Origin of the sequence: Niallia sp. FSL W8-0635 (genome assembly GCF_038007965.1) — a bacterium.
In the GTDB taxonomy this organism is placed as follows: Bacteria; Bacillota; Bacilli; order Bacillales; family Cytobacillaceae; genus Niallia.
This window is the reverse complement of record NZ_JBBOYD010000001.1, coordinates 3,498,534-3,516,536: the sequence shown is the minus strand read 5'-3', so window position 1 is coordinate 3,516,536 and position 18,003 is coordinate 3,498,534. Positions and strand designations below refer to the sequence as shown.

Here is an 18,003-nt window from a genome sequence, read left to right as displayed (position 1 = left end):
AGGTTGCATGTAGAATGGAGGAAAATGAAATGGCAAAAAAGATGCCCGAAATTGGGGATTATAAATATGGATTTTCAGATAAAGACGTTTCTATCTTTCGTTCTAAACGTGGATTAACGAAAGAAATCGTTGAAGAAATTTCAAAAATGAAGGCTGAACCACAATGGATGTTAGACTTCCGCTTGAAATCATTGGAGCATTTTTATAAAATGCCAATGCCACAATGGGGTGGCGATCTATCTGCTTTAAACTTTGATGAAATTACGTATTATGTAAAACCATCAGAGAAAACAGAAAGATCTTGGGATGAAGTACCAGACGAAATTAAACAAACATTTGATAAGCTTGGTATTCCAGAAGCTGAACAAAAATACTTAGCAGGTGTATCTGCACAGTATGAATCAGAGGTTGTTTACCATAATATGCAGGAAGATTTAGAGAACATGGGAATTGTTTTCAAAGATACGGATTCTGCATTAAGAGAAAATGAAGATATTTTCCGTGAGCATTGGGCAACTGTTATCCCGCCTACTGATAATAAGTTTGCTGCCTTAAACTCAGCTGTATGGTCTGGTGGATCATTCATCTATGTTCCAAAAGGAATTAAAGTGGATACGCCATTACAAGCGTACTTCCGTATTAACTCTGAAAATATGGGACAATTTGAAAGAACGTTAATCATCGTGGATGAGGGTGCAAGTGTGCATTACGTGGAAGGATGTACAGCACCAGTATACACAACTAACTCTCTTCATAGTGCGGTTGTTGAAATCATTATTAAAAAAGATGCATATTGCCGTTATACGACGATTCAGAACTGGGCAAATAACGTATACAATCTAGTTACAAAGCGTGCTGTTTGTGATGCGAATGCTACTATGGAATGGATCGATGGTAATATTGGTTCTAAATTAACAATGAAATACCCTGCTGTTATCTTAAGAGGAGAAGGAGCAAGAGGGATGACTTTATCGATTGCTCTTGCAGGTAAAGGTCAACACCAAGATGCTGGAGCAAAAATGCTTCATTTAGCTCCAAATACATCTTCTACGATTGTTTCTAAATCTATTTCGAAACAAGGCGGAAAAGTAACATACCGTGGTATTGTTCACTTTGGACGCAAAGCAGATGGTGCTCGTTCTAATATCGAATGTGACACACTAATTATGGATAATAAATCTACTTCTGATACAATTCCTTATAATGAAATTTTAAATGATAATATTTCATTAGAGCACGAAGCAAAAGTTTCAAAAGTATCAGAAGAGCAATTATTCTACTTAATGAGTAGAGGTATATCTGAAGAAGAAGCAACAGAAATGATCGTAATGGGCTTTATCGAGCCATTTACAAAAGAATTACCGATGGAATATGCAGTAGAGATGAACCGTTTGATCAAGTTCGAAATGGAAGGCAGCATCGGTTAATATATCCAGTTAAGAAGGCGAACCATTGAAGTTCGTCTTCTTTTATTTTGGGCAGGTAGGAAATATTTTTGAGTGTAGGAGAACTGTATTGCATTTCCAAAATTCGTGTGTTATATTTGCCTCAAGTACTTATTAAAGATGTTTAATAAGTTTTATTTTGATTACTTATTAAATATCTTTAATAAGTTGGCTGGAAAGGTTGTGAACGAAATGGATGCAACTCCAAAATCAATGAAAATAATCATTCAACAAAATATTCGTCAATTTCTTTTGGCTAATGGAAGTGCAACGAAGGTAGAGCTTAGTGATAAATTAGGAATCAGCTTTCCTACCATTAGTAAATTCACAGCTCAAATGGAAAAGGATGGAGAACTGCTGTCAGCGGGTTTAGACGATTCAAGTGGCGGAAGAAGAGCAAAGCGGTATACTTATAATCCAGAATATACGTTGGGGTTAGCCATTTTTTTAGAAAGGACAGAAACCAATTACATTGTGTTTAACTGTCTAGGTGAAGAAAAGGCTGTAGGAAAAATTTCTAGTGCATTAAAGGATGACAATGTAAAATTACTGATCGAATATGTGGAATTGCTAATAACTCAATATCCAAAGATTAGTTCTATCTCCATTGGCGTGCCTGGTTCGGTTGATAATGGACGAATCATTTACATTCCTGAGTATGAATATCTTCACAACTTTGATTTAAAGGGATGCTTAGAACATTATTTTTCTATCCCGGTTGTAATAGAAAATGATATGAATGCAGCGGTGTTAGGATATCAAAATCAGCAGGAGAAGAAGACCAATATATCCCTTGTTTATCTATATTCAGGTCAAAATGGGCCGGGAGCTGGGATTATTGTTAATGGAAAGATTGTACGAGGAAGCTCGCATTTTGCTGGCGAAGTATCCTTTGTGCCACAATATAATAATCGAAATTTTGGGGAGGTTTTTAAAAAGGGAAAAAGCTTTATTTCGAAGGAAGAAGAATTGGATGCAACAAGTAGGCTCATTGCTTCCTTTTCGGCAATTATTAACCCAGATGTGATTATTTTCTGCGATGATGAAGTAAGTCCAATGACAATTAACCAACTGAAAAAACAAAGCGCGAAATATATTCCCCCAGAACATCTTCCGGAATTTAGGGTGAGTGATTGGAAAAAAGACTATTTATATGGGTTACAGCGTCTCAGCCTTGATTTAATGATTAACGGAAGGAAGGAAGTATAACCAATATAATGTCTAATGATATTAATCAAAAGGGAGGTATTTATGGCTACATTTTTTTTAGTCATTATTTATTTAGCATTTATCAGTTTAGGCTTACCTGATTCATTACTGGGAGTATCGTGGTCACTCATGCAATTAGACTTTGATACACCACTTGAGACTGCTGGTGTGCTTTTTATGACGATAGCAGGCGGAACCATAGTTTCTAGTTTTATTAGCGGAGCTGTCCTTAAAAAGTTTGGGACTGGAATGGTTACATTTGTAAGCTGCCTCATGACTGCTGGGGCATTATTAGGATTTTATATAGCACCTACTATCATTTGGCTGTTTATTTTTGCTATACCACTTGGATTAGGGGCTGGTGCAGTCGACACCGGATTAAACAACTATGTCGCTACCCATTATAAGGCACATCATATGAGTTGGCTTCATTGTTTTTGGGGAGTTGGCGCAACGCTTGGTCCTATCATTATGGCACATTTTATTTCGACACAGGAATCTTGGCGAAGTGGTTATCTTGCTATTGCTGGTCTTCAATTAACATTAGTCATTATTTTATTGTTCACTTTGCCACTTTGGAAAAAGGTTGGAGATAACAGCAATAGTAATGTGAATAGAGAAGAAGAAACCTTAAATAGCCCATTGGATAAAGAAGAAGCAGCTAACAACAGGTCCTGGAAAATTAGGGGAATGAAGCTAGCTTTGCTTTCATTTTTATTTTATTGTGGGGCTGAAGCAACAGTGGGGCTTTGGGGAAGCAGCTATCTGGTTACTATCAAAAACATATCCATAGATACAGCGGCGAAATGGGTTTCCTTATATTACGCTGGAATTACTATTGGCCGATTCATTACTGGTTTTATTACGTTAAAAATGAGTAATCGAAAGCTTATTCGTATGGGACAAATAGTCGCATTAGTTGGTGCAATCCTTTTATTATTACCGTTTCCAGAAATATGGTCATTAGCAGGATTTATTATGGTTGGTTTAGGATTAGCACCAATATTTCCTTGTATGCTTCATGAAACACCAACAAGATTTGGGAAGCAACATGCTCAGACCATAATGGGATATCAGATGGCTGTTGCTTATACTGGAAGTACCTTCCTTCCTCCTCTTCTTGGTTTTATGGCTACTCACTCTACGATAGGGATTTTTCCATATATGATTGCAGGCTTTATTATCATGATGTTGTGGGGAACAGAACGGTTAAATTTTGTATTAAATAAAAGAAATGTAAAAGAAAGTGTGTCTAAAGTAATTTAATCATATAAGGAGTGACAGACAAATGAAAATAGAACATGTAGCAATTTGGGTCAAAGATTTAGAAGGGATGAAGAAATTTTATACTACCTATTTTGAGGGGACGGCAAATTCAAAATATCGAAACATAGAGAAGAAATTTGAATCCTATTTTCTATCATTTAAGGAGGGAGCACGAATAGAACTTATGCGTAAAGCAGGAGTAGATAAGCCGGATTCAAATGATAGAATTGGCTGGGCGCATCTTGCTATTTCATTAGGAAGTGAAGAAGCTGTTAATGAGCTGACAGAACGATTACAAAAGGATGGCTATCTATTAGTTAATGGGCCTCGGCTAACAGGTGATGGCTATTATGAAAGTGTGATAGAAGATCCGGAAGGAAACCTTATAGAATTGACGGTCTAATGCTGATAGAAAAGGATGTACCAGATAATGGGGTTGTAGGTAGAAATCCAGCAAGAATGCTGAAAAAAAATCGAGGGATAGAAGCATCAATTGTCCGAAAATCTTATGCGAAAGTAAGCAAAGTATCTGACTTTGAAGAAATAACAGATGATTTTGTGAAAATAACGATTCATGATCCACTACTTAAATGTTTTGAAACAAGAGAAAAATTATCTTCCTTTTTTGAATCTGCATATATTGTGGCATCTGAGGCAGGGTGGATTGATATAGCCAATGCAAATGTACATAAGGGGACAACTGTTGAACATTTACAATTGTTATTAAATGTTACCCCGGAAGAAACAATGGCATTTGGGGATGGATATAATGATATAGAACTTATGGGTCGTAGTAGCTATAGTTTTGCTGTTCGAAATGCAGTGGAAGAATTAAAAAATGCAGCAAATTTTATTACTCGTTCCAATGAAGAAGATGCTGTAATGAAAACAATCATTCAAATATTATCGCTATCATAAAATAGCAATTTACTTATTAGATTCATTCAAGATAAAAAGAAAAGATATTCTCTTTTTCATTTGGTGAAGAGGACTTTTATTTTACCCACTTTTAGTATATAATTTCTTTATTGGAAAAGAGGGTGTATAATGGAGAAAACGAAACCATATGGAACGGTTTTATTAAGGGCAGCAAAAATTATGGACTATCTTTCAGAGAATCCAAATCAGTCCTTGCAAAGCATTGCGAAGAACACAGAAATGACTACTTCCACTACCTTGAAAATATTGGATACTTTATTGTTAATCGGCTTTGTTAGCAGGGATAAAAATAAAAGTTATCGGTTAGGATCCAAGCTTATTCGGTATGCCAATCAAGGTGTGGATCAACTGGACTTAGTAGAGGTAACATTGCCTTATTTAGAAAAACTGCAAAAATTAATTGATGAAACAATCCATCTAGGTGTTTTGATCGATAATGAAATATTATATGTAAATAAGTTAGATGCTAAACATCAGACAATAAGAATGTCATCAAGAGTGGGGATAACAAGGCCATTGTATAGTTCAGCAATGGGGAAAGCAGTCCTTGCAGAATTGGAAGAAGAGGATTTTTTAGATTATATAAAAGCAACTCCATTAGTTCCATATACGGAACATACCATAACCAACTCTATAAAATTGGCTTCTGAATTACAGAAAGTTAGAGAAACTGGGATTGCCTTTGATGATGAGGAAATGGAGAAAGACATTTTCTGTATTGGAGCATCATTAAAAAAAGATGGGGAAATCATTGGAGCATTTAGTGTAAGTATGCCAAAATATAGACTCACAGAAGACTTTAAAAACCAAATAATTAAGGCTATCGTCGAAACAAAAAAGGAGTTAACGCAAACGTGGACTCATTAAATCGTTTCGGCGATTTTTTTTATTTTATGATTAACGTTTACATTTTTCGGAAAAGTATGTATAATCAAGTTGTGTATTTCTTAATAGTAAATATTAATTTCTAAATAAGAAAAGAGTGGTAGAGTTGAAACGAGTTGAGACATTACAACGCTTAAAAGGAGCGGGAGTTATCGCGGTAGTTCGTGGCAACAGTAAGGAAGAGGCTGTAAAGGCAAGTAGCGCGGTAGTTCAGGGAGGCATGAAGGGAATCGAATTAACTTTTACTGTTCCCAATGCAGATAAAGCTATTAGCGAATTAGTGGAAATGTATAAGCATGATTCGGAAATTGTAATTGGTGCAGGTACTGTTTTAGATGCAGTAACGGCTCGTCTAGCAATTATGGCTGGAGCAGAATATATTGTTAGTCCAAACTTTGATAAAGAAACGGCCGAACTATGTAATCTATATCAAATACCGTATCTTCCTGGATGTTTAACGATTACGGAAATGAAAGAGGCATTGAAGGCAGGGGTAGATATCATCAAGCTATTCCCAGGTAGTGCTTATGGGCCAAATATTGTGTCCGCTTTCAAAGCGCCAATCCCCCACTTGAATATTATGCCAACAGGCGGGGTTAGCTTGGAAAACATGGAGGATTGGTTTAAAGCTGGAGTAGTTGCTGTAGGGGTTGGAGGGAATCTATTAGCACCCGTAGCAAATGGAGACTTTGAAAAAGTTACAGAGGTTGCTGGTCAGTACATGGAAAAATTTCATCAAATTAAAGGAGCATAAATATGGGGAAGGTTGTCACATTAGGTGAAATCATGCTTCGTCTTTCGACTGATTCTGGAATTCGCATAGCACAGGCCGAAAATCTACATGCTCACTATGGCGGGGGAGAAGCAAATGTAGCAATTTCGCTTGCTAATTTTGGCCATGATGTCTATTTTGCTAGTAAAATTCCAGACAACGGTGTAGGAGAAGGAGTGAAAAAGCATTTAAGTCGTTATGGCGTTCATACAGATTTTCTCTTAAGCGGGGGATCTAGATTAGGCACTTACTATATGGAAGCGGGAATTGGTGAAAGAGCAGCGAATGTCATTTATGATCGAGCAGGTTCGAGTTTTGCGGAAATAGCAGAAAGTGAATGGCAAAATGAAGAACTATTTAAAAATGTCGATATCTTTCATATTTCAGGGATTACTCCTGCTTTATCCTCGAATTGGAAAAAAAACACTATTACGCTCATAAAGGCGGCAAAAGAGGCTGGCTGTAAAATCAGCTTTGATATTAACTATCGAGGAAAATTATGGTCGCAAAAAGAAGCGGGAGAGGCGATTTCAGAAATTTTACCACTAGTAGATTATTGTTCAGCGGGCAAGCTTGATGCAATCTATCTTTTAGGAATTTCTGAATACACTGGCAATGATAATGAATTAGCATACTACTATCAAGAAATACAGAAGAAGTTTCCAAATATCTCTATTTTATATTCAACGAAAAGAAAAGTACTTTCTGCTAGTAGCAATGAATTAATAGGAACACTATGGATGAATGATAGCTACTATGAATCTCAAAAACATCTAATTAATCCCATTGTTGATAGAGTAGGAGGAGGGGATGCTTTTGCGGGAGGTATTCTTCATGGAATATTAGTTCAAAACGCTCCTCAGGAGATTATTAATTTTGCTACAGCTGCATCTGCTTTAAAACATACTATTTATGGTGATTGTAATCAATTTAGCGAACCAGAAGTCAACAGCTTTTTACTAGCTGGTTCTGGAAAAATAAATCGATAGGAGCGACTTTAAAATGCAAAATATGGAAACTCGTTATACACATAGCCCAGAGGATATTCGTCATTACTCTACAGAACAATTGAGAAAAGAATTTTTAGTAGAAAAAGTATTTATACCTGGAGAAATCAGTTTAACTTATACACATAATGACCGCATGATTTTCGGTGGAGTTACGCCAACTGAAACGTCATTGGAAATTAGTTTAGATAAACAATTAGGTGTAGATTATTTCTTGGAACGCCGTGAATTAGGAGTCATTAATATTGGAGGCCCTGGTTATATCGAAATCGATGGTGAAAAAGAAGAAATGAAAAAACAGGATGGCTATTATATCGGCAAAGAAACACGTCATGTAGTCTTTTCTTCTGAAAATCCCAACAATCCAGCTAAATTTTATATTAGTTCCGTACCAGCACACCACAAATATCCAAATGTAAAAATTAGCATTGATAATATTAAACCGATGGAAACGGGTGAGCCATTAACATTAAATCAACGAAAAATCTATCAATACATTCATCCAAATGTATGTGAAAGCTGTCAATTGCAAATGGGCTATACCATTTTAGAGCCAGGTAGTGCTTGGAATACAATGCCTTCCCATACACATGAAAGAAGAATGGAAGCATATGTGTATTTCGATATGGAAGAGGATACGCGTATTTTCCACATGATGGGTAAGCCAGATGAAACAAAGCATTTAGTTATGAGCAGTGAACAAGCAGCGATTTCACCGAGCTGGTCTATTCATTCTGGAGTTGGTACAAGTAATTATTCCTTTATCTGGGCGATGTGTGGGGAAAATATTACCTATACAGATATGGATATGATTCCAATGGATAAATTGAAATAAAAGGAGGGAGAAAACGATGACATTCAGTATGGATAAATTCCGCATTGATGGAAAAGTAGCATTAGTGACGGGAGCGATTTATGGAATTGGCTTTGAAATTGCAAGCGCATTAGCAAAAGCAGGAGCGAAAATCGTATTTAACTCCTTAAATCAAGAATCCGTTGAAAAAGCGCTTGAAGCTTATGAAGAAGCTGGAATGGAAGCAAAAGGCTATGTTTTTGATGTAACGGATGAAGGCGCCGTACAAGCAGCGATTGCACAGATAAAAGAAGAGGTTGGTCCGATTGATATTCTAGTGAACAATGCTGGAATTATCAAACGTATTCCAATGATTGAAATGTCTGCTGAAGAGTTCCGTCAAGTTGTTGATGTAGATTTGAATGGACCGTTTATCGTTTCAAAAGCAGTTATTCCAGATATGATTCAAAATGGTGGCGGTAAAATTATTAACATTTGCTCCATGATGAGCGAGCTAGGTCGTGAAACGGTTAGTGCTTATGCTGCTGCTAAAGGCGGTCTTAAAATGCTCACAAAGAATATTGCTTCTGAATATGGAGAATACAATATTCAATGTAATGGAATTGGACCAGGTTATATTGCGACACCACAAACAGCGCCATTACGGGAAAAGCAAGCCGATGGGTCGCGGCATCCATTTGATCAGTTTATTATCGGTAAAACACCTGCAGCTCGCTGGGGGAACCCTGAGGATCTAGCTGGTTCAGCGGTGTTTTTAGCATCGGAAGCGTCAAACTTTGTTAATGGTCATATTCTCTATGTGGATGGGGGAATATTGGCGTATATCGGTAAACAGCCTTAAGGACAAAAAGAATAAATGGAGATTATAAGTTTAGAATTGAAGCATTGAAATAGGCCATTACAAAATCCTGGTGAAAGGTATTCGCCAGGATTTTTTCACATATAACAGAATTCCTCTAATCAAGACATGTATTCGGATTGATATTCAAAAAGATGCTACCATGCAAAAATGATTATTTATAAATGATGATTAATGGTTAGATGTTCATTATGCGTATGAAGTGAAACAGAGTTTTTCCTCCATTTCTTTTAACTTAGTTATTTATGGTGATTATGATATGATATCTAGTGTAGAGAAATAAAACATGTTAGAGTTATTGATTCATTTTTTGAAAGATGCACTTATTGTCTAATCGATGTGAATGCTATATCGAGTAAGACTATATTATAGAGGTGATTTAATTGATTCATATTGGTTTAACTGGCTGGGGAGACCATACTAGTCTTTATGGAAAAAATACTTCATCACAAAATAAATTAGTGGAGTATGCCGGTTATTTTCCAACTGTGGAAGTGGATGCTTCTTTTTATGCCGTACAACCAGTGCGAAATGCGGAAACTTGGGTAAGAAAAACTCCAGACTCGTTTCAATTCATAGTAAAGGCATATCAAGGCATGACAGGTCATAGCCGAGGCGAAATTCCATTTTCCTCCCATGAAGAAATGTTTTTTGCATTTATTGACTCGTTGGTTCCATATATTAAAGCAGGGAAGCTGGCAATGGTCTTATTTCAATTTCCGCCTTGGTTTGATTGTACAAAGGCAAATGTTGACTATTTAAGAGTATGCAGAAAAAGGATGGGAGATATTCCCTGTGCCCTGGAGTTTCGCCATCAATCATGGTTTGAGCCAAAGTATCGGGAAAGCACGCTACAGTTTATGCGAGAAGAAAATTGGATTCATAGCATTTGTGATGAACCACAAGTGACGCCAGGATCTGTTCCTACTGTGCTTGATGCTGTGGACGAAAAAAAGGTGCTGATTCGTCTTCATGGAAGAAATTATTATGGTTGGCAACAAAATAACAATCCAAATTGGCGAGAAGTTCGCTATTTATACCGCTACAATACAGTTGAACTAAAAGAGTGGGTCGAAAATATCCGCCAGCTTGAAAAGGAATGTAAAAATATTTATGTCCTTTTTAATAATAATTCTGGTGGAGATGCTGCCGACAATGGGAAAGAGCTAATAGAATTACTAAATATAGAATATACGGATTTAGCTCCAAGACAATTAGATTTATTTTAAAATAGTTAAGAAAAAAGAAGAAGGATAATATCCTTGGTAAATAATTACCTTTAAAATAGAGAAAATACAAACACAAGGAAGGCGAGAAGATGGAAGTCATCCACATATATCATACCAATGATTTACATAGCCATTTTGAAAATTGGCCAAGAATTTATGAATTGCTGCGTGAAAGGAAAAAATGGCATAACGAGGCTGGCGAAGCTGTTTATTTATTTGATATAGGCGACCATTTGGATCTGTCTCATCCTTATACAGAAGCGACTAAAGGTAGAATTAACACAAAGCTGTTAAATAAAGAACACTATGATGCAGTAACTATAGGGAACAATGAAGGAATAACCCTTCCATATGAAGCACTGGACCATCTGTATGATGATGCCTCATTCGATGTGATTGTTGCTAATCTTTATAAGAAAAATGGAGAACGTCCTACTTGGGCTATTCCTCATCAAATATATGAAACAGCAAAAGGAACAAAAATTGGTGTAATCGGCATCACCGCCTATTTTGCACAGTTATATGAGCTTTTAGGCTGGAAATTGACAGAGCCGATTCAAGAATTATCTCGGCAAATAGAAGAATTGAAAGGAAATGTTGATATTATTATCCTTCTATCCCATTTAGGAATAAATGATGATGAGATGATTGCAACTAACTATCCAGAAATAGATGTTATATTAGGGGCACATACGCATCATATTTTTCATCAAGGAAAAATAATCAATAATAATCTTCAAGGTGCTGCTGGAAAGTATGGCTATTATGTTGGACATATTGAATTAAAGGTTGATAATTTAAAGAACGTGATGGATAAAAAAGCGATATTATATGAAACAAGTAAATTGCCGATTGCGAATGAGGAAGAAGCAACGATAGAAAATTATTACTTGCAAGGTAAAGAGGCCTTATCAGAAAAAGCAGTTACCATTGATGAATACTATTCTCGAGAGGTTTTAGCACAATTGCTTTGTGAAAAATTAGTTTCTTGGTGTCATTCTGATTGTGCCATTCTTAATGAAGGATTAATACTAAATGGATTACAAGAAGGGGATGTCACTTTCTTTGACCTATTATCAATTTGTCCACATCCGATTAATCCGTGCAATGTTACGCTGACAGGTGCTGAATTAAAGGAAATCTTACAAGATATGAAAGCCGAGAAGTGGGAGAAACTGCAGGTTAAGGGTCTTGGGTTCCGAGGAACTTTAATGGGGAAAATGATTTCAGCAGGCATCCTATTAGAGAAAAGTGGAGAAAGAGATAAATATTATATCCACTCGAAAGAAATACAACCAGATCAGAATTATGTGGTAACAGTACCTGATATGCTTACGTTCGGTAATTTTTTCCCATCTATTTACCGTGCAACAAAGAAAGAGTATTTTCTGCCTGAATTTATGCGGAATATTCTTGCAGACACTTTGCAAAATAGGATTAAAGCGTAAGTTCGTTTTTTCTTATTTTGTACAGTAATACACAAGAAATTAACACAGTTTCCTCCTCCTCTGAATATAATTACCATGAAGGTAAAGAGAGGAGTGAGCATGAAGTATTATGATTGATGTATACCCTGTTGATATCGATGGACATACTTTTATTGCGGTCTCAGTGCTATTGCCTAAAACTACTTTGCTTGCTGTAAAAAATGATAAAGGTTATATCATGTGTGGAGCGCTAGATGTAGGATTGTTAAATGATAAGCTGAAAGACCGAAAAATAATTGCTGGCAGAGCTGTTGGAGTTAGAACGATTGAGCAATTACTGGAGGCACCTTTAGAATCCGTTACAATTGAAGCTGAAGCTTATGGAATCCAAAAAGGTATGATTGGGAAAGAAGCATTGTTGAAAATGATCTGATTTTTAAACGGAAGGTTAAGAAGGTTTAACGAATAGGGGATTTCCTTATTTACGTTAAACCTTCTTTTTATTAAGGTTTTTATTAACTTTTTTTAATATAGGTCTTAAGAAACAGGAGAGGAAGTACGATATAATAATATATATATAAATTATTAGGAGTCAATAAAGCATGAGATTAGTTGGGACGAAGAATATAAAAGAAGGTGCTACCTTAGCTAAGCCCATATTAAATGATCGTGGAAAAGTGTTAGTGAATAGTGGGGTACAGTTAGAGCAAAGGGTTATACAAAGGTTACTTGATTTTGGCGTCAGTTACGTATACTTAGAAGATAAGAATACAAAGGATATCAAAGTGAATCCTACGATTTCAGAGCAGGTGAAAATGGAAGCGATGCAAACCATTGAGAAAAGTTTTGATGCTATCAAAAAGACAGATTCCGCAAATATTTCAATGGTGATGGAGAAAAGTACCCCAGTTTTTAAGAAGCTAGTAGATAAAGTATTATCAGAACTGAAGAGCCATGACGATCTTACTTCTATTATGTCGGATGTTTATCTATATGATAATTATATTTTTTCCCACAGTTTAAATGTTACCATTTATACGTTAGCATTAGGTCTAGAATTAAAACTCCCTCCTAAGCAGATGGAAATTCTAGGTTTAGGTGCTATTTTGCATGATATTGGCAAAATGAGTATTCCTTTGGACATATTAATGAAACCTGGAAAATTAACGGCAGAAGAATATGAAATAATTAAAAATCATGCAGAAGCAGGATTTGAGATACTAAGAAAAGTTCAGTCTTTACCTCTATTAGTTTCCCATTGTGCTTACCAGCATCATGAACGCTTAAATGGTTCTGGTTATCCTAGAGGGTTGAAGGAAGAGGAAATACACTTATTCGGAAAAATCATAGCTGTAGCCGATGTTTTCGATGCGATTACTTCTAATCGTGTTTATCACGATGCATTATTGCCCCATGAGGCGTTAGAAATATTATATACGGGGTCAAGCCGGCTATATGATGCGAAAATTGTCGAAGCTTTTAGACGATCCGTTGTTCTTTACCCGAATGGTTTAAGTGTAAAGTTAAGCAATGGAGAAAAAGGAATTGTTTGCAACCAAAATAAGGGAATGAATGAACGGCCAATCATACGAATAATAGAAAGAGAGGGAAAAGAAATCTCTCCGTATGATTTAGATTTAAAAGAAAATCTTTCTATTGTCATAACAGAATGTGATACCATTCAAACTCCTTTATAATTACGATTTTAGGCGATAAGAATGTACAATGTCATCTTATCGCCTAGGCAGCATAATGCCTTATTTTTTATTTCGTGCTCGTATCAGTTCTTGTCTTTCCCATAATCGTAAATGTGCATATGGATCATATGACCATTCTGTATATCCATTATCTTTATAGATCCCATAATGAAGATGAGGTGGAAATTTACCAGAAGTTCCTGGTGGACCATATCCTGAACTGCCGACTCCTCCAATAATCATACCAGGCTCAACAATCATACCTGTTTTTATTTCTTTAGAGAAACCACTTAAATGGGCAAAATAATGATAGTTATTATTAATATCCCTGATTCCAATTCTCCATCCACCATAATTATTCCAACCTTTCATTTCTACAATACCATAGGAAGTCGCTTTGACAGGTACTCCATAGTTTGCAAAAATGTCTGTTCCTTCATGGATTCGTTTTCCTCCCCAGCCACGTGCATCCCCCCAAGTGCTACGATAGCTATGATTACTTCTTAAAGGTAGAGGAAAAGCATGATCATCAAGGTTTAGTCTGCCAAAGTGCTTGTATATGGCGGCTTTACCCATAATGATACTTACTGTTTTATCCCGTTTATAGTAATTCCATAGGCCAATCCTAAAGTTATCTTCATCGACTCCATATTGACTTATATAATTGGAAAAGGCGGAGAGGATATCTTCGTCATTAAATCGATCTGCTTTTCCATCGCCATTACCATCTGCACCAAGTCCTCCAAATAAGGGAATGGTTAAAGGATTGGCATCCTCTGAATCTGGATTGATAATGCCGGCCCATTTTTCTTTTGTAAAATAAATCCCAGTAAGTCCTTTCGCTTTTGGGAGATCTTTTCTTGCGTAGCGAATATTTCTCTCATATTGGTCGACGGCAGCTATATAATACCAAGGTATTTGATACAATGCTTCGACTTTGTTATAAAGTTCCATCCTTTTTGCGTAAGGATCATCTGTATTTTCATTAGCATATGTGACAGTGGTAGGTAGTAAAAACATAAGTATAATGATTAAAAACATTAACTTGCGCAAAAGATTGTCCCTCCCTTCATGTTCTGTCATTATATTTTGTGAATTAAAATGAAAAAAATAATTATCAATTAATGGTAATCTTTAAAATCAATAACTTGTAGAGGTATTTGCATTATGTTAAAGTGACAAATGAAAGTGTGGGCAATCCTTTTATTGTGTATAACATACAAAGTTTTCTGATTAGAGACTGTTATACAATACTGTTTTTAGGTAAAAATGATGAAAATTATTTTACTAGGAGATGAATATGGTGTCTGAAAAAAAACAAGAGTATTTACGCAAACCAGAATGGTTGAAAATTAAATTAAATACGAATGAAAACTATACTGGTTTGAAAAAAATGATGAAGGAAAAGCAACTACATACGGTTTGTGAGGAAGCGAAATGTCCAAATATTCATGAATGTTGGGCTGTTAGAAGAACCGCTACATTTATGATTTTAGGAGATACTTGTACAAGAGCATGTCGTTTTTGTGCAGTAAAAACAGGCTTACCGACTGAGCTAGATTGGCAAGAACCAGAAAGAGTTGCAGATTCTGTTTATGCGATGAATTTAAAGCATGTCGTTATTACGGCTGTTGCAAGAGACGATTTAAAAGATGGTGGAGCAGCTGTATTTGCAGAAACAGTTCGTGCCATTCGCAGGAAAAATCCATTCACCAGCATTGAAGTATTACCTTCTGATATGGGAGGCGTAGAAGAAAACCTACGTTTATTAATGGATGCTAAGCCTGATATCTTAAACCATAACATAGAAACAGTTGAAAGATTGACCCCTAGAGTACGTGCAAGAGCAAAATATCATCGTTCCCTTGAATTTCTACGCAGAGCAAAGGAAATGCAGCCTAATATACCGACAAAGTCTAGTATTATGATCGGTTTAGGAGAAACAAAAGAAGAAATTATTGCAACGATGGATAATCTTAGAGAAAATAAAGTGGATATTATGACAATTGGTCAATATTTACAGCCAACTGCAAAGCATCTAAAGGTTCAAAAATATTACCATCCAGATGAATTTAAAGAATTGAAAGAAATTGCATTGAGCAAAGGCTTTAGTCATTGTGAAGCGGGACCATTAGTTCGTTCTTCTTATCATGCAGATGAGCAAGTAAATGAAGCGAAAAAAAATCAACAATTGGCAGAACATGCAAAAGAAGCTTAAAATTATTAGATCCCTTAAATAGGGGTCTTTATTTTTTTATTTATCTTTTGAAAGAAATCCCCCTTTTATATTCATTTCCTTATAAATCTTTATCATTTAAGATTTTTTATTTAATCGAACTTTTATACTAAAGATCATTCCATTCATGAAAAAATATCTAACAGTAAAAAATAAAAATTCTGTATTTTATAGGAAGATTTTATTGTTTTGGCTATGTAAATGTCTTTCCTAAGGTTATAATGGTAGTGAGTAATGTTATAATGGGACTATTTATATGAAATCCATACAGGTTTTGAGGTGATACGATTGGTTTGTATTAATAATCATTGTTATGAACTGATTGAAGAAAGAAAATCAGGTTTTAATGAAGAAGCATTTAAAAATAGATTTAGCGATATATTAACGAAATATGATTATATTGTCGGAGATTGGGGTTATGGACAATTAAGACTACGTGGCTTTTTTGATGATCATAATCAAAAATCAAGCTTTGACACGAAGATAAGTACATTAACAGAGTACTTGTATGAATATTGTAATTTTGGCTGTGCCTATTTTGTAGTGAAAAAAACGAAATAGTAATTAGGCAATTCCTCATTTTATTCTTAAAGAAGGAACTTCCATTCTGAAAGAAAACGGGAAATAGATCTTTAAATAGCATTAGACTGTTTCTTTAGATGATTAGCTTGTATGTATGTAATGTACAAGGTGTAAGCTGCTTAAAAATACTTAAGGTGGATCTAAACGTCGTTTTCATACAAATAAGCAAGAAATTAAGATTTTCTATTCTACACTTCAATAAATTCCTCATGCGACATATTGCATGAGATTATTAGGTTATAACCGCTAGAATTAAAGGGAAAGTCCACATATAGAGATAGGCTTATTTGTGACAGAAAAAGTTAGCTTTTGAGAGGAATGGAGCTATGAAATATCAAGAAAATATATATTCAAGGTTATTTAATTGGGGGAAATTATTACTTCCGGCAAAATTCATAAAGTTTTTTCCGCCATCTTTTGTGTTGCGAGACCCCATTATTCATCAAGTAGAAAAAGCGATGAACCATGGATATGAAGTGGCAGTTGTTGTAATCGATATAACAAACTTACATAGAATTAAGCAACAATTAGAAGTGGCGGTTTATTTAGATTATATTCGTTTTCTAAAAAAAACATTTCGTACAACAATACAATCATTGGATGTTTCAAATGAAATTCTTGCTATTCATGATTATAGTCCGAATGGATTAACCATGTTTATTAAATGGCAGCAAGGAACGGAGTGTTTAGCACTTCTAGATAATTTAATAAGAAACATTATACATAAGGTCGAAGATGTCTTTCGTGAAACAGGAAGAGTTCAACCTGTTTTTAATACAGGGTATATGTTTACCGAGAAAAAATATGCCTATCTTCAAGATGCCATTCAAACAGCTTATGAGTTAGCTCTTGCAATGGCACATAAAAGGTCTGATACAGAATTTAATAAATTAGTGCATACATTAAGCGATATTGTTGCCAATAAAAGCATCAACCTATTGGCCCAACCAATCATGGATGTCGAGACAAATAAAATCCATGCCTGCGAAATGCTGACAAGAGGGCCAAAAGGATCGGCATTAGAAAATCCTCTTCAACTATTCTCATTAGCAAGACAAACGAAGTTTTTGTATGATCTTGAAATGATTGTTCTTGAAAAAGCATTTGAACAAATTCAGCAGACCAAATGGAGGCACAATATCTTTATCAACTTTACACCTGTTACGATAGGAAACCCAAGATTTGTTAAAGATATTCAAAATGTAATTCGTCGATTTAAAGGGATTTCACCACGGAAAATTACGATTGAGATAACAGAAAGAGATTCATTTGAAGGCTTAGAGCACTTTACCAATAACCTTAAGGTGTTAAGAATGCTTGGATTTTTAATTGCGGTTGATGATACGGGAGCAGGTTATGCAAGCCTTAATTCTATAAGCGAAATTATGCCAGATATCATTAAAATTGATCGGTCTGTCATCCAGAATATTGATAAAAATTCGGTGAAGGAATCGATGTTAAAAGGATTGCTTCTTATCGCAAAAGAAGTGGGCTCGATTGTGGTTGCAGAAGGAATCGAAAGTGCAGAGGAAGCCTCTGTTTTATCTAAGAATAAAGTTGATTTAGCCCAAGGATATTTCTATGCCAGACCAACTAGCTTAAGTGATCATTTACAAATTTCATAAGACATGGAAGG

Annotated in this window: 17 protein-coding genes and 1 pseudogene; 17 read left to right on the top strand and 1 reads right to left on the bottom strand. The window is 35.5% G+C overall.

All coding sequences use genetic code 11. The annotated features are described in order from the left end of the window. The first annotated feature begins 29 nt into the window (after nucleotides 1–29). From sufB to NYE52_RS16945, 14 genes and pseudogenes are all read left to right on the top strand, one after another. Nucleotides 30–1,427: a Fe-S cluster assembly protein SufB gene (sufB, locus tag NYE52_RS17010; protein WP_312099247.1), complete on the top strand. Its 1,398-nt coding sequence runs from the start codon at nucleotides 30–32 to the stop codon at nucleotides 1,425–1,427. Nucleotides 1,428–1,637: 210 nt separating this feature from the next. After that, the gene (locus tag NYE52_RS17005) at nucleotides 1,638–2,654 is read left to right on the top strand and encodes an ROK family transcriptional regulator (RefSeq protein WP_341195215.1); all 1,017 of its coding nucleotides are present in this window, start codon (nucleotides 1,638–1,640) and stop codon (nucleotides 2,652–2,654) included. 42 nt (nucleotides 2,655–2,696) lie between these two features. After that, entirely contained in the window at nucleotides 2,697–3,920 is a 1,224-nt protein-coding gene (locus NYE52_RS17000) for an MFS transporter (RefSeq protein ID WP_341194136.1), read from the top strand. A gap of 22 nt (nucleotides 3,921–3,942) precedes the next feature. Further along, nucleotides 3,943–4,323 (top strand): VOC family protein, encoded by a 381-nt coding sequence (locus tag NYE52_RS16995; RefSeq protein ID WP_341194135.1) that lies wholly within the window; start codon nucleotides 3,943–3,945, stop codon nucleotides 4,321–4,323. A gap of 56 nt (nucleotides 4,324–4,379) precedes the next feature. After that, a pseudogene (locus tag NYE52_RS16990) lies at nucleotides 4,380–4,838 on the top strand (HAD family hydrolase); the annotation flags it as partial. A 129-nt stretch (nucleotides 4,839–4,967) separates the two neighbouring features. Beyond that, nucleotides 4,968–5,726 carry an IclR family transcriptional regulator gene (locus NYE52_RS16985; RefSeq protein ID WP_341194134.1) on the top strand — a complete coding sequence of 253 codons (759 nt, stop codon included), beginning with the start codon at nucleotides 4,968–4,970 and terminating at the stop codon, nucleotides 5,724–5,726. A gap of 124 nt (nucleotides 5,727–5,850) precedes the next feature. Next, nucleotides 5,851–6,498: a bifunctional 4-hydroxy-2-oxoglutarate aldolase/2-dehydro-3-deoxy-phosphogluconate aldolase gene (locus NYE52_RS16980; protein WP_341194133.1), complete on the top strand. Its 648-nt coding sequence runs from the start codon at nucleotides 5,851–5,853 to the stop codon at nucleotides 6,496–6,498. Nucleotides 6,499–6,500: 2 nt separating this feature from the next. Then, nucleotides 6,501–7,505, top strand: coding sequence for a sugar kinase (locus NYE52_RS16975; protein WP_341194132.1), 1,005 nt, complete (start codon nucleotides 6,501–6,503; stop codon nucleotides 7,503–7,505). A gap of 22 nt (nucleotides 7,506–7,527) precedes the next feature. Next, entirely contained in the window at nucleotides 7,528–8,358 is an 831-nt protein-coding gene (gene kduI, locus NYE52_RS16970) for a 5-dehydro-4-deoxy-D-glucuronate isomerase (protein ID WP_312099255.1), read from the top strand. A gap of 16 nt (nucleotides 8,359–8,374) precedes the next feature. Further along, a complete protein-coding gene (locus NYE52_RS16965; RefSeq protein WP_341194131.1) occupies nucleotides 8,375–9,178 on the top strand; it encodes a gluconate 5-dehydrogenase in 804 nt (267 codons plus the stop codon). Between the two features lie 401 nt (nucleotides 9,179–9,579). After that, nucleotides 9,580–10,425, top strand: a complete 846-nt coding sequence (locus NYE52_RS16960) for a DUF72 domain-containing protein (RefSeq protein WP_341194130.1) — start codon at nucleotides 9,580–9,582, stop codon at nucleotides 10,423–10,425. A gap of 89 nt (nucleotides 10,426–10,514) precedes the next feature. After that, on the top strand, nucleotides 10,515–11,873 hold the full coding sequence (locus NYE52_RS16955; RefSeq protein WP_341194129.1) for a bifunctional metallophosphatase/5'-nucleotidase: 1,359 nt from the start codon (nucleotides 10,515–10,517) through the stop codon (nucleotides 11,871–11,873). Nucleotides 11,874–11,982: 109 nt separating this feature from the next. Continuing rightward, nucleotides 11,983–12,285 carry a YunC family protein gene (locus tag NYE52_RS16950; protein ID WP_341194128.1) on the top strand — a complete coding sequence of 101 codons (303 nt, stop codon included), beginning with the start codon at nucleotides 11,983–11,985 and terminating at the stop codon, nucleotides 12,283–12,285. Nucleotides 12,286–12,454: 169 nt separating this feature from the next. After that, on the top strand, nucleotides 12,455–13,549 hold the full coding sequence (locus NYE52_RS16945) for an HD-GYP domain-containing protein (RefSeq protein WP_341194127.1): 1,095 nt from the start codon (nucleotides 12,455–12,457) through the stop codon (nucleotides 13,547–13,549). A 60-nt stretch (nucleotides 13,550–13,609) separates the two neighbouring features. Here NYE52_RS16945 and NYE52_RS16940 read toward each other — a convergent pair whose 3' ends face one another. Further along, complete coding sequence (locus NYE52_RS16940; protein ID WP_341195213.1) at nucleotides 13,610–14,590, bottom strand: M23 family metallopeptidase; 981 nt, start codon at nucleotides 14,588–14,590, stop codon at nucleotides 13,610–13,612. 262 nt (nucleotides 14,591–14,852) lie between these two features. Here NYE52_RS16940 and lipA point away from each other — a divergent pair, with 262 nt between their 5' ends. The 3 genes from lipA (at nucleotide 14,853) to NYE52_RS16925 (ending at nucleotide 17,992) form a co-directional block, all read left to right on the top strand. After that, nucleotides 14,853–15,767: a lipoyl synthase gene (gene lipA, locus NYE52_RS16935; RefSeq protein ID WP_341194126.1), complete on the top strand. Its 915-nt coding sequence runs from the start codon at nucleotides 14,853–14,855 to the stop codon at nucleotides 15,765–15,767. Between the two features lie 306 nt (nucleotides 15,768–16,073). Continuing rightward, a complete protein-coding gene (locus NYE52_RS16930; protein ID WP_016202418.1) occupies nucleotides 16,074–16,346 on the top strand; it encodes a YutD family protein in 273 nt (90 codons plus the stop codon). Between the two features lie 347 nt (nucleotides 16,347–16,693). Next, nucleotides 16,694–17,992 (top strand): EAL domain-containing protein, encoded by a 1,299-nt coding sequence (locus NYE52_RS16925; protein ID WP_341194125.1) that lies wholly within the window; start codon nucleotides 16,694–16,696, stop codon nucleotides 17,990–17,992. Nucleotides 17,993–18,003: the final 11 nt, after the last annotated feature.